The 12,252-nt window shown below is 57.1% G+C and carries 14 protein-coding genes and 1 pseudogene; 9 read left to right on the top strand and 6 right to left on the bottom strand.

Translation table 11 applies throughout. From position 1 onward, the window contains the following. Both ACWVX6_RS10255 and rlmB read right to left on the bottom strand, forming a co-directional pair. Positions 1-704: pseudogene (locus tag ACWVX6_RS10255) on the bottom strand (hypothetical protein); the annotation flags it as partial. Between the two features lie 13 nt (positions 705-717). Beyond that, positions 718-1,491 carry a 23S rRNA (guanosine(2251)-2'-O)-methyltransferase RlmB gene (gene rlmB / locus ACWVX6_RS10250; RefSeq protein ID WP_455153084.1) on the bottom strand — a complete coding sequence of 258 codons (774 nt, stop codon included), beginning with the start codon at positions 1,489-1,491 and terminating at the stop codon, positions 718-720. Positions 1,492-1,725: 234 nt separating this feature from the next. Here rlmB and ACWVX6_RS10245 point away from each other — a divergent pair, with 234 nt between their 5' ends. After that, positions 1,726-2,292 (top strand): hypothetical protein, encoded by a 567-nt coding sequence (locus ACWVX6_RS10245; protein WP_455153083.1) that lies wholly within the window; start codon positions 1,726-1,728, stop codon positions 2,290-2,292. Between the two features lie 47 nt (positions 2,293-2,339). On the opposite strand, the gene ACWVX6_RS10240 is transcribed toward ACWVX6_RS10245, so the two are convergent. After that, on the bottom strand, positions 2,340-3,743 hold the full coding sequence (locus ACWVX6_RS10240; protein ID WP_455153082.1) for a hypothetical protein: 1,404 nt from the start codon (positions 3,741-3,743) through the stop codon (positions 2,340-2,342). Between the two features lie 227 nt (positions 3,744-3,970). On the opposite strand from ACWVX6_RS10240, the gene ACWVX6_RS10235 reads away from it, so the two are divergent. Together ACWVX6_RS10235 and ACWVX6_RS10230 are read left to right on the top strand one after the other, a co-directional pair. Then, positions 3,971-4,465, top strand: coding sequence for an RNA polymerase sigma factor (locus tag ACWVX6_RS10235; protein WP_455153081.1), 495 nt, complete (start codon positions 3,971-3,973; stop codon positions 4,463-4,465). Next, positions 4,452-5,453, top strand: a complete 1,002-nt coding sequence (locus tag ACWVX6_RS10230; RefSeq protein ID WP_455153080.1) for a hypothetical protein — start codon at positions 4,452-4,454, stop codon at positions 5,451-5,453. Before ACWVX6_RS10235 ends, ACWVX6_RS10230 begins: the two co-directional genes overlap by 14 nt. A gap of 44 nt (positions 5,454-5,497) precedes the next feature. On the opposite strand, the gene ACWVX6_RS10225 is transcribed toward ACWVX6_RS10230, so the two are convergent. The 3 genes from ACWVX6_RS10225 to ACWVX6_RS10215 all read right to left on the bottom strand — a co-directional run bounded on the left by ACWVX6_RS10225 (position 5,498) and on the right by ACWVX6_RS10215 (position 7,896). Then, positions 5,498-6,013 carry an HD domain-containing protein gene (locus ACWVX6_RS10225; protein WP_118285099.1) on the bottom strand — a complete coding sequence of 172 codons (516 nt, stop codon included), beginning with the start codon at positions 6,011-6,013 and terminating at the stop codon, positions 5,498-5,500. A gap of 105 nt (positions 6,014-6,118) precedes the next feature. Then, complete coding sequence (locus ACWVX6_RS10220; protein ID WP_118647224.1) at positions 6,119-6,574, bottom strand: GNAT family N-acetyltransferase; 456 nt, start codon at positions 6,572-6,574, stop codon at positions 6,119-6,121. Between the two features lie 56 nt (positions 6,575-6,630). Beyond that, on the bottom strand, positions 6,631-7,896 hold the full coding sequence (locus ACWVX6_RS10215) for an O-acetylhomoserine aminocarboxypropyltransferase/cysteine synthase family protein (RefSeq protein ID WP_110437313.1): 1,266 nt from the start codon (positions 7,894-7,896) through the stop codon (positions 6,631-6,633). Positions 7,897-8,038: 142 nt separating this feature from the next. On the opposite strand from ACWVX6_RS10215, the gene ACWVX6_RS10210 reads away from it, so the two are divergent. The 6 genes from ACWVX6_RS10210 to ACWVX6_RS10185 all read left to right on the top strand — a co-directional run bounded on the left by ACWVX6_RS10210 (position 8,039) and on the right by ACWVX6_RS10185 (position 11,696). Next, positions 8,039-8,539, top strand: a complete 501-nt coding sequence (locus ACWVX6_RS10210) for a glycosyl-4,4'-diaponeurosporenoate acyltransferase CrtO family protein (protein WP_455153079.1) — start codon at positions 8,039-8,041, stop codon at positions 8,537-8,539. A 45-nt stretch (positions 8,540-8,584) separates the two neighbouring features. Next, on the top strand, positions 8,585-8,791 hold the full coding sequence (locus tag ACWVX6_RS10205) for a DUF896 domain-containing protein (RefSeq protein WP_455153078.1): 207 nt from the start codon (positions 8,585-8,587) through the stop codon (positions 8,789-8,791). Further along, positions 8,791-10,125, top strand: coding sequence for a CCA tRNA nucleotidyltransferase (locus ACWVX6_RS10200; RefSeq protein ID WP_455153077.1), 1,335 nt, complete (start codon positions 8,791-8,793; stop codon positions 10,123-10,125). The genes ACWVX6_RS10205 and ACWVX6_RS10200 overlap by 1 nt, the downstream gene beginning before the upstream one ends. Further along, positions 10,115-10,684: a hydrolase gene (locus tag ACWVX6_RS10195; protein WP_195386705.1), complete on the top strand. Its 570-nt coding sequence runs from the start codon at positions 10,115-10,117 to the stop codon at positions 10,682-10,684. The genes ACWVX6_RS10200 and ACWVX6_RS10195 overlap by 11 nt, the downstream gene beginning before the upstream one ends. 2 nt (positions 10,685-10,686) lie before the next feature. After that, complete coding sequence (locus tag ACWVX6_RS10190; protein WP_455153076.1) at positions 10,687-11,088, top strand: secondary thiamine-phosphate synthase enzyme YjbQ; 402 nt, start codon at positions 10,687-10,689, stop codon at positions 11,086-11,088. A gap of 65 nt (positions 11,089-11,153) precedes the next feature. Next, positions 11,154-11,696 (top strand): nitroreductase family protein, encoded by a 543-nt coding sequence (locus ACWVX6_RS10185; RefSeq protein WP_118360231.1) that lies wholly within the window; start codon positions 11,154-11,156, stop codon positions 11,694-11,696. Positions 11,697-12,252: the final 556 nt, after the last annotated feature.

Raw genomic sequence — 12,252 nt, 5'->3', positions numbered from 1 at the left:
AGCGGCAGTGCCTCAAAGCTCGGTGCAAAGCTGAGATACGCGGCAGCTGCGGCAAGGATCAGCACCAGCAGCGACCGGAACGACAGAATGCCCGAACGGCGGCGTGCCGCGTGCATAGCCGTCTCGGGATCGACCAGCTTGATATCTTCCTCTTCCTCGGCCTGATCGGCGGCAATGCGTGCCGCTCTTGCCTGCTTGCGCGAGATGCTTGCCTTGCGGCTTGCTTCCTCGGCAGCAGCTTCTTCCACGATCTCCTGCTGCTCGGCGGCCTTCTCGGCAGCTTCCTTTTCTGCCAGCTTGGCCTCGCGGCGTGCCTGCCGCTCTGCGATCTTCTGCGCGGTCCTGCGCTCACGCTCTTCCATTTTCTGCTCGCGCGCCGCGATGCGCGCTTCGCGCGCTTCTTCAACAGACTCGTGTTCGGCGGCGGCGGCTGCGGTCTCTGCAGCCTTCTTTGCCGTTTTATCCTTCTTATTTCTGGGAGCCGTCTGCGGCTCCTCTGCCTTGGTCTCTGCCGCCGGTGCGGGCTGCGGCTCGACCGGCTTTTCCGGCTCTGCCGCTGCCTTAGGCATTGGCTCTGCCGCCTTTGCGGGCGCCTGACCGGACACCTCGGCGATGATGGAATCCAGATCAAATTCATCGGTATCCGGTACGTCGCTGAGCATATTTTTCAGCGATTCCAGATCCATATCGTCTTTTCTATCCATGTTCACTTCCCCCTTAATTGCCCTGCGTGCGTCGGCGAAGCGCCTCAAACAGCAGCACAGCCGCCGCGTTGGATGCGTTCAGCGAATTGACACGGCCTCTCATCGGGATGCTGACGATGTAGTCGCACTTGTCGCGGGTCAGGCGGCTGAGCCCCTGTCCTTCCGAGCCGATGATAATGGCGGTCGGGCGGTCAAACGGTGCGTCATACAGGCCGACCGTACCGTCAGCCTCTGCACCGAACAGCCATACACCGCGTTCCTTGAGTTCATCGAGCGTGGACGCAAGGTTGTTTGCCTTGTGTACGCCGACATACGCGAGTGCGCCCGCCGCCGAACGAGCGACAGCCGCGGTCAGACCGACAGCTCTGCGTTTCGGGATGATAACGCCGTGTGCGCCTGCGGTCTCTGCCGAACGGATGATGGCACCCAGATTATGCGGGTCCTCGATGCCGTCGCAGACAACGATGAGCGGCACCTCACTGCGCTCCTCGGCGACGCGGAAAATATCGTCGAGCGAGACGTACTCCTGTACCGCCGCCTGTGCGATAACGCCCTGATGGTTGCCGGTCGGGCTCATGCCGTCCAGCTTGCGCCGGTCGCAGGTGACGACCGGAACGCGATGCCTGCGCGCTTCTGCCGCCACATCACCGATGTGTGCGCCTTCGGCCACAAACACCTTATCCACTGCACGGCCTGCGCGCAGCGTTTCGAGGACGGCGTTGCGCCCCTCGATCAGCGTGCCGTCATCCTCGACCGGAGGACGGCGTCTGTTTTTTTCATATGCCATAAATTTTTACGCTCCAAAATGAGAAATAACTTTGCATATCCTCAGATACTTTCAGTTAGTTTCATTATACACACTTCCCGACTGTTTTTCAATGTTAGACACGAAAATTATACAAACATCGCCGCAAAAGTACTGTCCTGCGTTCGACACTTCTCGACAATTCGCTCTGCCGCATTTACACAGCCAGATTTTAGGCAATACAATGAAACCGGACCGAAAGGAGCGAGGACATCCATGGATGGCAAAAAATTTGACAAAAACACGCTGAAAACACTTGTAATCGCGGCTTCTCTGCTGCTGAACTGCATTTTAGGCGGTGCATCGTACACCTATTATCATCATCTGGCGGAGCAGATGAACGAGACCGCTTCCCTGCAGTCGCAGGTAAGCCATCTGGAAGGCTCGGTCTCCGACCTGCAGGCGCAGGTGGACGAATCCCAGCCGACCATTGACGGTTTGAAAGCGCAGGTGGCTTCACTCACCGAGGAGAAGAACGGCCTGCAAAGTCAGGTGGATACGCTCACGAGCCAGAAGGCAGATTTACAGAATCAGGTGGACACGCTCAAAGCAGGTGCATCGTCCGGCTCGAGTTCGGGCAGTTCGTCGAACGGCGGCAGTTCTGCGTCCGTCCCGGCGGCTTACAGCAGCTCGAACGACCAGAGCGAGACGGTTTACGTCACGGACACCGGCTCCAAATATCACAGCGCCGGCTGCCGGTATTTGAAAAAAAGCCAGATTCCAATGTCGCTTTCCGAAGCCAAGCGGCAGGGTTACACCGCCTGCTCGGTCTGCGGCGGATAACATGAAAAAGAAGCTGAGATTTTGTCTCAGCTTCTTTTGTTTGCCTGTTAGAATAATCTGTCCATATTCTGCCGCAGCATGCGAACCATACGTTCGCAGTCAAGCATGGTATCATCCGCGCCGAACATAACGGCGGTCTGATCGACTACACTCGTATCCGGATTGCTGCTGCCGACCACGACCCGACCGTTCTTCACGCGGTCCATTACGGTATCCGCGTTATTGATGAGAAAATCCAGTTCGTTCATCAGGCTGCTGTTGTAGTAGCGGATCGGGTTGGCCTGCTCGGTCATGCCGCTGCGGATGGTCTGCGCCTTGCGCTTGATGGAATCCAGAGCCGCCATAGCAGCCGCCTTATCGGCAATCACATAGTCGGTATAACTGCCGTTTTTCACCTCAGAATCGCAATTCTTGAACTTTTGCGTATCCGTTCGCATATCGAGCAGCTGCTTCATGAGGTTCGTCGCGTAGGTTTCCATTTCGGCGCGCTTGCTGTCCGAAAGCGGCATGCGCAGGAAGATGGCGTTCACGTCATTCTCTGCCTTGGCGCTGTACCACGTTACATCCATGCCGGTCAGCTCACCGATGTTGCGCAGCGGCAGATAGATGGAGTTTCGGTAAAACAGCGGATAGATGGTCTGGCCCTTCTGGTTCTTGAAGGTCTGCTGTTTGCCATCAACGAGCACCTTCACGCCCTTATCGAGCGTAGCCGTGCCGGTCGCACCGACATATTTCACGCCTTCCTTGTGGTACGCGTCATCATCCGCACACGGATAGGACTTTTCCGTAGTGCCGGACAGGAATACCGTGCGCGATGCACTGTCCCATGAGATATTTTTGCCCATCCAGCGGCCAACCGTGCGCAGCGGCATGTAGGTCGAGCCGTTGTAGCTCAGCGCCGTGTAAACCGTCTTGCCGTCCTCGCTCGGGAAGGCAGCCGGAATGCCCTCTGCATAGATGTCCGCGCTCTGCGGATTGATTTTTACGGCGGTGCGGGTCTGCTGAGCGGCAGGCGCAGTTGCGAACGCATACGTCAGCGAACCCGACAGATTACATGTGCCGTCCGTGTGGATATCCACATAATTTGCGCCTTCGGTCAGCGCAACGCCTGCGAACGACTTGCTCTCTCCGGCTTCCACGCGGAACGCGCTGCACGCTAATGCACCGGTCGGCGAACCCTCGTGAATCGAAACCGTGACATGTCCCTGTGCCTTGTTATTTACCTTCAAATCGCACACGCTGAAGCCGCTATACACCGGCAGCGCCACAATCTGCGATGCCATGCCACTGTTAAGTGCAACCGTATTGCTGTAAGTCTGCGCTGCAGCCTGCACCCCCGCCTTGGAAATCACGGTGGTCTGCACATTGGCTGCGCCTGCGCTCATCATCAGAGCGGACGCCATCAGGCAGCCCGCGAGTGTGCCGCTTACGATTTTCTTGAACTTAGTCATAATTGCCCCTCCACATAATAAAATACAGTTTTTTCTATCCATACCTATGGTATACAACAAAAATCATATTCTGTCAATCTATTTTCCTGATACCATTATAACGACCGGGAGCGCCGTTTTGTGACAACAAACCGCTAAGGATTTTTTTCAAAAAATTTGCCACAGAAAATCCCGCTCAGGCGTTGTATAATTGAATGGTATCATTTCCAACCCGAGGGGGAACCAAATTGACACAGGAGCAAATCCTCTTTTTCGAGGAATCATATACAAAATATTACTCGATGATGGTGCAGACCGTTCTGCCCATTGTCGGCAGCCGCGATATTGCCGAGGACATTGTGGCCGACACCTTTCTCATCCTGCTGGCCAGGATCAACAGCGTGATGGAGCACGAGCAGCCGGTCAAGTGGCTGTTCCGCGTGCTGAAAAACAACGCCATCAGCGAATACCGCGCGCAGTGCAGACACGCGGCCGCACCGCTTGAGGAAAACATTCTGCGTGCAGCCGAACCCGAGCTGATACCGTTTTCCGGTATGCTGCCAAAGGGCTTATCCGCGTCCGAACAGCGCATTCTGACCCTGCGGCTCGCTGAGGACATGGACTATTCCACCATTTCGGAAAAACTCGGCATTTCCGAGACCGCCTGCCGCAGCCAGTACAGCCGCGCACGGCGGCACTGCGCCGAACTTATGGAAAGGAGTGACGACAATGCAGGATTCTAAGCAGATTGACGAGCTGTTCCGGCTGATGGACGCGGTTTGCGAAAACGGTGATGTGGCTCTGCCTGCGCTCGAGCAGTATTTGCAGACGCAGACGGACGCGCCGGAAATCGACACAGAGGCGTCGCTCAAAAAGTTCAAGGCCGACCATAGGGAATTTTTCGTCAAGCCGCACCGCGGACGGCGGCTGTGCTACCGCGTTTTTGTTGTCGCGGCGGCTGTTTTCGCCGCAGGAACCGTGTTTGCGCTGGCTACCGGACACAATCCGTTCGACTATGCGGCGATGTGGGGTGCGGAAACATTCGGCTTTTACCATGATGATTTTGCTACATCAGAAGATGGAAAAATCATTTATTATCCAGATGGCTCATGGGATGATCGTACTAATATGCCGGATTATAACCATGAAACGTATACTGCGTTGCCCGAGAGCAATACTTCTTCAATAGAAGAGTATGCTCAAACCTTAGAGCCAGCAGAAAAGTGTGATCCACTACCGGAATATGCCGATTTGCCGGATACGGATTTATCGAGTTTTGGTTTAGAAAAGAGTGCTTCCATTTGGGACGATGGACACATGACTGAATGGTTTAATATCGAAAATGCGACCTTAGCAGATACTTTATCAGCATTGAGAATTAAAACAAAAATGGCTCCATTATGGCTACCGGATGGATATAAGCAGACATACATTAAAATGACAAAGGATTATCTGTTAGGTAAAGACAGCATTTTTACAAATTATGAGGATAATGCTAAACATTCTGAAATGTTTGTGCTGATTTCCAAAGTCACGGATTCATCGACCGGAACGATTGAAAAAGATGATCGACCCGTGCTTGAATATGTCAAAGAGAATACAACATGGTATATTATGCATAATTTGCAGCAAATCAATGCCGTTGCCTTAACAGGAAATTATCAAGTGCTTATCTCCGCTCCTGTATCAGTAGACGAAATGAAATCCATCATCGACTCCATCTACGAATAACAAAAACCCGATCTCCAACAGACACAATGGAGATCGGGTGCTTTTTATGCGAAAATTTTATGGTACGCGTGCGAGACGTAGCCGCCGACAGCGGCGGTCATTTCCTTGGACGCCACGGCTTTATCCGCCACGGTGACGATCCACGCGATTCTTGTGCGCGGCATGGCCGCCAGCGGAAACATATGCCGTGCGATGGCTTCGCACTCCCGCTCGGACAGACCGAAGGTATGCTTGGCGCGGTCGGCTGCGATGTGGCCGTGAATGAACCCGTGCATGTGGGCAATGCGGTGCACGCCGGAAAAATGGCTCAGATAACGGCGAAAGCGCTCGCCGTGCCAGTCATAGCCGAAAAAGTCATGCAGCAGCGCGGCACGGACAACCGAAGCCGTTTCGCTCTCCGACAGACGCATCAGGCGGGCGATCTGACAGGCTGCTTCTGCTACCGCAACGGAATGGTCATACACAGAGTTGTCCAATCCGTGGTGACAGAACGTGCGAAGCTGCTGAAAACGCGGATGTGCAAGGATATCTCCCGCGTACTGCTGAATTTCACTGTCCATCGGACCCACCTTCCTTCCTTTTGATGCCTTTATTATAGTGCGCTTAGTGCACAAAATCAAGAGGTAATTTGTAACAAGTTTGTGACAAAAATACCAACAATCTGCTTAGCCGAGCGGCGGCGTGTCCAGTATCATCTGCCTGTACTCCAAATCCTCAAAGCCGAGCATGTGATAGAGGGCACTTGCCCGCACGTTGCTTTCCGTTACCTCCAGACGATAACGCGCGGCTGTGTTGTACTTTTCGTGCACCGCGGCAATAATCCTGCTGCCGATGCCCTTGCCGCGCTGCTCGTCATCCACCATGATTTCCTCCAGCCAGACGCACAGACCGCCCGCCTCATTCGACCAGGTGAGCGCCAGCAGGCAGTACGCGCACGGCTGTCCGTTCTCGTCCTCGGCAATCAGGCAGTCCGCATACGGCGTGCCGTGCAGGAGCAGCTCAAACGTGCGTTCGGCGTTCTGCTGCGGGATTTCGTGGTCGCAGGCAGGCGTTTTGTAGAACGCATGGCAGCGGTCGATAAAAAATTCGCGGTCAGCGGCTTCGATAGAGCGAATACGCATAGTTTCCTCCTAAAAGAACAGGGCATGTCCGTTGACACACCCTGTTTTGCTGTAAATTAAATCTGGTCGAGTGCCTGCTTGAGGTCAGCGATAATGTCCTCAACATTCTCCAGACCGACCGAAATGCGAACCATGCCCGGCTCAATGCCTGCGGCAACCAGCTGCTCATCGGTCAGCTGACGGTGGGTTTCGGACGCCGGATGCAGCACGCAGGTGCGGATGTCGGCAACATGAACCTCATTGCACGCCAGCTTGAGGCTGTCCATGAACTTCATCGCCGGAGCGCGGCCGCCCTTGATGTCGATGGACATAACGCCCGAGGTGCCCATCGGCAGGTACTTCTGTGCACGCTCGTAGTGCTCGTTGCCCGGCAGTGCCGGATAGCGAACGGATGCGATCTTGTCGCTCGACTCGAGGAACTTGGCAACGGTCAGCGCATTCTCACAGTACTGGCGCATACGCACCGGAAGGGTCTCCAGACCGAGGTTGAGCAGGAACGCCGAGTGCGCCGCCGGATAGCAGCCGAAGTCGCGCATCAGCTGCATACGCGCCTTGATGATGTATGCCATCGCGCCGAACTCGCGGGTGTAGACCACGCCGTGGTAGCTTTCGTCCGGCTCGGTGAAATCCGGGAACTTGCCCGATGCCGCCCAGTCAAACTTGCCGCCATCTACGATCACACCGCCGCCCTGTACGGCATGGCCGTCCATGTACTTGGTGGTCGAGTGGATGACAATATCCGCGCCCCATTCGATCGGTCGGCACAGCACCGGCGTTGCGAACGTGTTGTCCACGATGAGCGGCACGTTGTTCTTGTGCGCGATGTTCGCCCACTTTTCAATGTCGAACACGGTCAGAGCGGGATTGGCGAGCGTCTCACCGAACACAGCCTTGGTGTTGGGCTTGAACAGCTTCTGCACTTCCTCCTCGCTTGCCTCTGCGTCCGCCCAGATGCACTCGATGCCCAGCTTTTTGAGCGTTACGCCGAACAGGTTGATCGTGCCGCCGTAGATGGTGGAAGCCGCGATGAAGCTGTCGCCTGCCGAGCACAGGTTGAGGATGGACAGCAGGGATGCCGCCTGACCCGAGGAAGTCAGCATTGCGCCGACGCCGCCCTCGAGGGACGCGATCTTCTTCTCTACCGCGTCGCAGGTCGGGTTGGCAAAGCGCGAGTAGATGCACTCTGTCGGCATATCGAACAGGGACGCGATCTTTGCGGTCGAGTCAAAGCGGTAAGTGGTGGACTGCACGATCGGCATGACGCCCGGACCGCCGTTTTCCGGCTTGTAGCCTTCATGCAGGCATTTTGTTTCGATTTTCATATAAACTACCTCTTTACTATGATTTAACACAGAAGAATCTCCATTTATTGTAGCATGCAGAAGCCTGTCGGTCAAGGCAGTTCGGTTGAACAAACGGCGATATCATGGTATGATAGAGGCAGTACGAAGGGAGGCAAACCGTATGAAGGATCTGCTCATTACCCTGCTGAATACAGCGTTCTGGTTCGGACTGCATTTCGGTACGGCTGGCGCGGTGTGCGCTCTGCCGAAGGATGTGCAGACGCGGTGGTTCGACCCGAACCGACGGTTTTTCACGGTTTCCGATTGGGAAATGCGGGTTTTCCGCAAGATCGGTCTGCCAAAATGGAAGGATCGGCTGCCGCAGTTTAATCCCGAATTTGACAAGCGGCACCTCAAATCCGGGCGGGATACGGCATACCTCGACCGTTTTCTGTTCATCACCTGCCGCGCGGAGGTGATTCATTATGTGATCGGTGTGCTCGGATGGGTGTCGCTCACGTTCTGTCTGCTGAGCACCGACCGGACGGCGTGGCTCATCCGGTATGCGGTCATTGCGCTTGCGATTCAGCTGGCGAACCTGCCGTTCGCGTGGATTCAGCGGTATAACCGGAAACGGCTGCTGCGGGTGCGCAAAAGGCTTTCATTACGGATAGAAATTTGATATAATATAAAGATAGCATAAGGATGATCAAGGAGATTTTGCAATATGACTGACGAAAAAATTGCACGCATCAACGCGCTTGCCAAAAAGGCCAAGACCGAAGGACTGACCGACGCGGAGAAGAAGGAGCAGCAGGCGCTCCGCGCGGAGTACGTTGCCGATTTCCGCAAGAGCCTGAAGGCCCAGCTGGACAACACGGTGGTTATCAATCCGGACGGCAGCTCGTACAAGCTGAAGCAGGACAAAAAGTGATGCAGCTGCCCGAACACGCGGCGCACGCCATCCGGCGATTAGAGCGTGCCGGATTTGAGGCGTGGGCGGTCGGCGGCTGCGTGCGCGACAGCCTGCGCGGTACAGAGCCGCACGACTGGGACTTGTGTACGTCCGCGTCTCCGGCTCAGATGCAGGCCGTGTTCGCGGACGCGCGTGTGCTCACCACCGGACTCAAACACGGCACGCTGACCGTGCTCACGGACGGCGGCCCGCTGGAAATCACCACCTACCGCACGGAAGGCGGCTACTCGGACGGGCGGCATCCGGACGGCGTGCGCTTTGTCACCGACATCCGTGAGGATCTGGCACGCCGGGATTTTACGGTCGGTGCGATGGCGTGGCATCCCGAACGCGGCCTGTGCGACCCGTTCGGCGGGCAAACCGACCTCAAAAACGGCGTTCTGCGCGCGGTCGGTGATGCCGACACCCGATTTCAGGAGGACGCGCTGCGCATCCTGCGCGGACTGCGCTTCGCATCCAAGTTGGGTTTTGCCATCGAGCCGGAAACCGCCGCTGCCATGCGGCGGCAGGTGCATCGCCTGCACTGCATTGCCGCCGAGCGCATCCGCGAGGAGCTGACCGGTCTGCTGTGCGGCCGCTATGTGCAGCGCACGCTGATGGCTTATGCCGACCTTATCACCTCTGCCCTGCCCGAACTCGTGCCCATGCTGGACTGCGAACAGCGCAATCCGCACCATTTATATAATGTATGGGAACACACCGTGCGCGCGGTCGGTCAGGTGCCGGACGAGCCGGTGCTCCGGTGGGCGATGCTGCTGCACGACAGCGGCAAGCCCGCCTGCAAAACGGTGGACGAGCAAGGCATCGGGCATTTCCGGGGACATCCCAAGGCGAGCCTTGCGCTGTCGCGCGAGCTCCTGCCGCGGCTGCGGTTCTCGAGCGCGGACACCGAACGCATCCTCCTGCTGGTCGAGCGGCACGACACACCGCTCGGTGACAACGAAAAGCTGGTGCGGCGCAGCCTGTCGCGCATCGGAGAGGCGCGGTTCCGCGACCTGCTGGCGATCAAAAAAGGCGATGCGGTCGGTCAGGGCACCAGCCGCGACTATGTGGCGCAGCTGTTTGAGACCGAAGCGCTGCTGAACCGCGTGCTCGCGCAGGAGCAATGCTTCTCGCTGCGGCAGCTTGCCGTAAACGGAGCCGATTTACAGGCACTCGGTCTGCGCGGCAGACCGGTCGGTGAAATGCTGCACGCCCTGCTGGATGCCGTGATAGACGGCCAGACCGACAATCGGCGGGAGACGCTTCTGCGGCTTGCCCGCACCCGAATGGAGGAACAACATGACAAATAAAGAGATTTTCATCGAAACCTACAACAAAAACATCCATCGTCCGGGCGCGGAAAAGCTGCTTGCGTGGCTCGAGGGCACGGATTTCTTCACGGCTCCCGCGTCCACGCGGTTCCACGCTGCGTATGAGGGCGGTCTGCTCGACCACTCGCTCAACGTGTACAACGTGCTGATCTCCAAGCATTTCAATCCCGAAACCGACGATCTGGAAAGCTACACCATCGTTTCCCTCCTGCATGATCTGTGCAAGGCCGGTTTCTACAAGACCGAGCTGCGCAACCGCAAAAACGACCGCGGCGAGTGGGAAAAGGTGCCGGTTTACGCAGTAGACGACCAGTTTCCGTACGGTCACGGCGAAAAATCCGTGTTCCTGATCGAGCGGTTCATGCGGCTGCGCACCGAGGAAGCGATCGCCGTGCGCTGGCACATGGGCGGCTTTGACGAGTCGGTCAAGGGCGGCAGCTTCGCACTCGCGCACGCGTTTGAGAAGTACCCGCTTGCCGTAAAGCTGCATCTTTCCGATCTGGAAGCGACCTATCTGCACGAAAACCGAGGAGAATGAGCATGAAAACCAGAGAATTTTCCATCTCGACCGATCACGAGGGCATGTACAATATCACCGCCAAACTGCGTGAAGTCATCCGCGAAAGCGGCGTGCAGAGCGGCCTTGCCGTGGTGTACTGCCCGCATACGACCGCCGGTATCACCATCAACGAAAACGCTGACCCGGATGTGCAGCACGACCTGCTGCTCGGTCTGCGCGAGGCGTTTCCCGACCGGCGGGAGTTCCGGCATGCCGAGGGCAATTCGACCGCGCACCTCAAGTGCAGCTATGTCGGTCCGAGCCAGACCGTGCTCATCAAGGACGGCAAGCCCATCCTCGGCATCTGGCAGGGCGTGTACTTCTGCGAGTTCGACGGTCCGCGCCATCGCCGCTACTATATTAAGGTAATGGCGGATAATTAACTTGCACTTGCTTTTCCGCTCTGCTATAATAAAGTCAAACATACTCTAAAAAGGAAGATATTCTCATGGAAGCACTGGAATGTATCAAAACCCGCCGAAGCATCCGCAAGTTCACCGAGCAGCCTGTGACCGAGGACGAGGTTCGTCAGATCGTTGAAGCTGCCGCCTTTGCGCCGAGCTGGAAGAATACGCAGATCGCGCGCTACATCGTTGTGACCGACAAGGAAAAGAAGGACAAGCTGGCCGACAACTGCATGCTCGGTTTTGCCTACAACCAGAAGACCACCCACGGCGCACCGGCGCTGGTCGTGCTGACCATGATCAAGGAGCGCTCCGGCTACGAGCGCGACGGCTCGTTCAGCACCCCGCTTGCCACTCACTGGCAGTCCTTTGATGCGGGCATCGCCGCGCAGACCTTCTGCCTGTCCGCGCATGCGCTCGGTCTCGGCACGGTCATCATGGGCATTTACGATCCCGCCGAGGTTGCCAAGGTCGTGGAAATTCCCGAGGGTCAGGAAGTGGCTGCGCTCATCGCACTCGGCCATCCGGCACAGGACCCGCAGGCTCCGGCGCGTAAGGATGTCGATACGCTGCTGCGATTTGAGTAAAAGTGCATACTTTGAGCACCGTGGAAGCAATTCTGCGGTGCTTTTCTTTTCTCGACACAAGGTGACCAGGGCACGCGAACTGCCGCAGGCGGGTTCGCCCCTGACGGGCGGCTCCTTTTCTGCACTGGCTGACCGGGGCACGCGAACTGCCGCAGGCGGGTTCGCCCCTGACGGGCGGCTCCTTTTCTGCGCCGGCTAACCGGGGCACGCGAACTGCCGCAGGCGGGTTCGCCCCTGACGGGCGGCTCCTTTTCTGCACCGGAAAGCCGGGGTGTGCGAACTGCGTTAGCGTGTTCGCCCCTGACGGGCGGCTCCTTTTCTGCACCGGAAAGCCGGGGTGCGCGAACTGCGTTAGCGTGTTCGCCCCTGACGGGCGGGGAGTTTTTCGCTGAACCTCAGCGGGGGGATTCGCCGTCTGCGGACGGCGGGAGCGTCGCCGCGCCCGCGGCGGGGGCAAAAAGGAAGGACAACCTGCGGTTTTCCTTCCTCTTTGAACTCCTACCTTTCCCTTGCTTCCTAATCTGGCGCAGACCAGAGACCGGCGACCGCTTCGAAA

The organism is Butyricicoccus sp., assembly GCF_977037065.1.
This window is presented reverse-complemented; position numbering and strand designations above follow the sequence as displayed.

Excerpts from the sequence above, each read along its gene's own strand:
- rlmB (WP_455153084.1), bottom strand. The coding sequence starts at position 1,491 with ATGGCATATGAAAAAAACAGACGCCGTCCTCCGGTCGAGGATGACGGC.
- ACWVX6_RS10245 (WP_455153083.1), top strand. The coding sequence starts at position 1,726 with ATGGATGGCAAAAAATTTGACAAAAACACGCTGAAAACACTTGTAATC.
- ACWVX6_RS10240 (WP_455153082.1), bottom strand. The coding sequence starts at position 3,743 with ATGACTAAGTTCAAGAAAATCGTAAGCGGCACACTCGCGGGCTGCCTG.
- ACWVX6_RS10230 (WP_455153080.1), top strand. The coding sequence starts at position 4,452 with ATGCAGGATTCTAAGCAGATTGACGAGCTGTTCCGGCTGATGGACGCG.
- ACWVX6_RS10225 (WP_118285099.1), bottom strand. The coding sequence starts at position 6,013 with ATGGACAGTGAAATTCAGCAGTACGCGGGAGATATCCTTGCACATCCG.
- ACWVX6_RS10220 (WP_118647224.1), bottom strand. The coding sequence starts at position 6,574 with ATGCGTATTCGCTCTATCGAAGCCGCTGACCGCGAATTTTTTATCGAC.
- ACWVX6_RS10215 (WP_110437313.1), bottom strand. The coding sequence starts at position 7,896 with ATGAAAATCGAAACAAAATGCCTGCATGAAGGCTACAAGCCGGAAAAC.
- ACWVX6_RS10210 (WP_455153079.1), top strand. The coding sequence starts at position 8,039 with ATGAAGGATCTGCTCATTACCCTGCTGAATACAGCGTTCTGGTTCGGA.
- ACWVX6_RS10205 (WP_455153078.1), top strand. The coding sequence starts at position 8,585 with ATGACTGACGAAAAAATTGCACGCATCAACGCGCTTGCCAAAAAGGCC.
- ACWVX6_RS10200 (WP_455153077.1), top strand. The coding sequence starts at position 8,791 with ATGCAGCTGCCCGAACACGCGGCGCACGCCATCCGGCGATTAGAGCGT.
- ACWVX6_RS10195 (WP_195386705.1), top strand. The coding sequence starts at position 10,115 with ATGACAAATAAAGAGATTTTCATCGAAACCTACAACAAAAACATCCAT.
- ACWVX6_RS10190 (WP_455153076.1), top strand. The coding sequence starts at position 10,687 with ATGAAAACCAGAGAATTTTCCATCTCGACCGATCACGAGGGCATGTAC.
- ACWVX6_RS10185 (WP_118360231.1), top strand. The coding sequence starts at position 11,154 with ATGGAAGCACTGGAATGTATCAAAACCCGCCGAAGCATCCGCAAGTTC.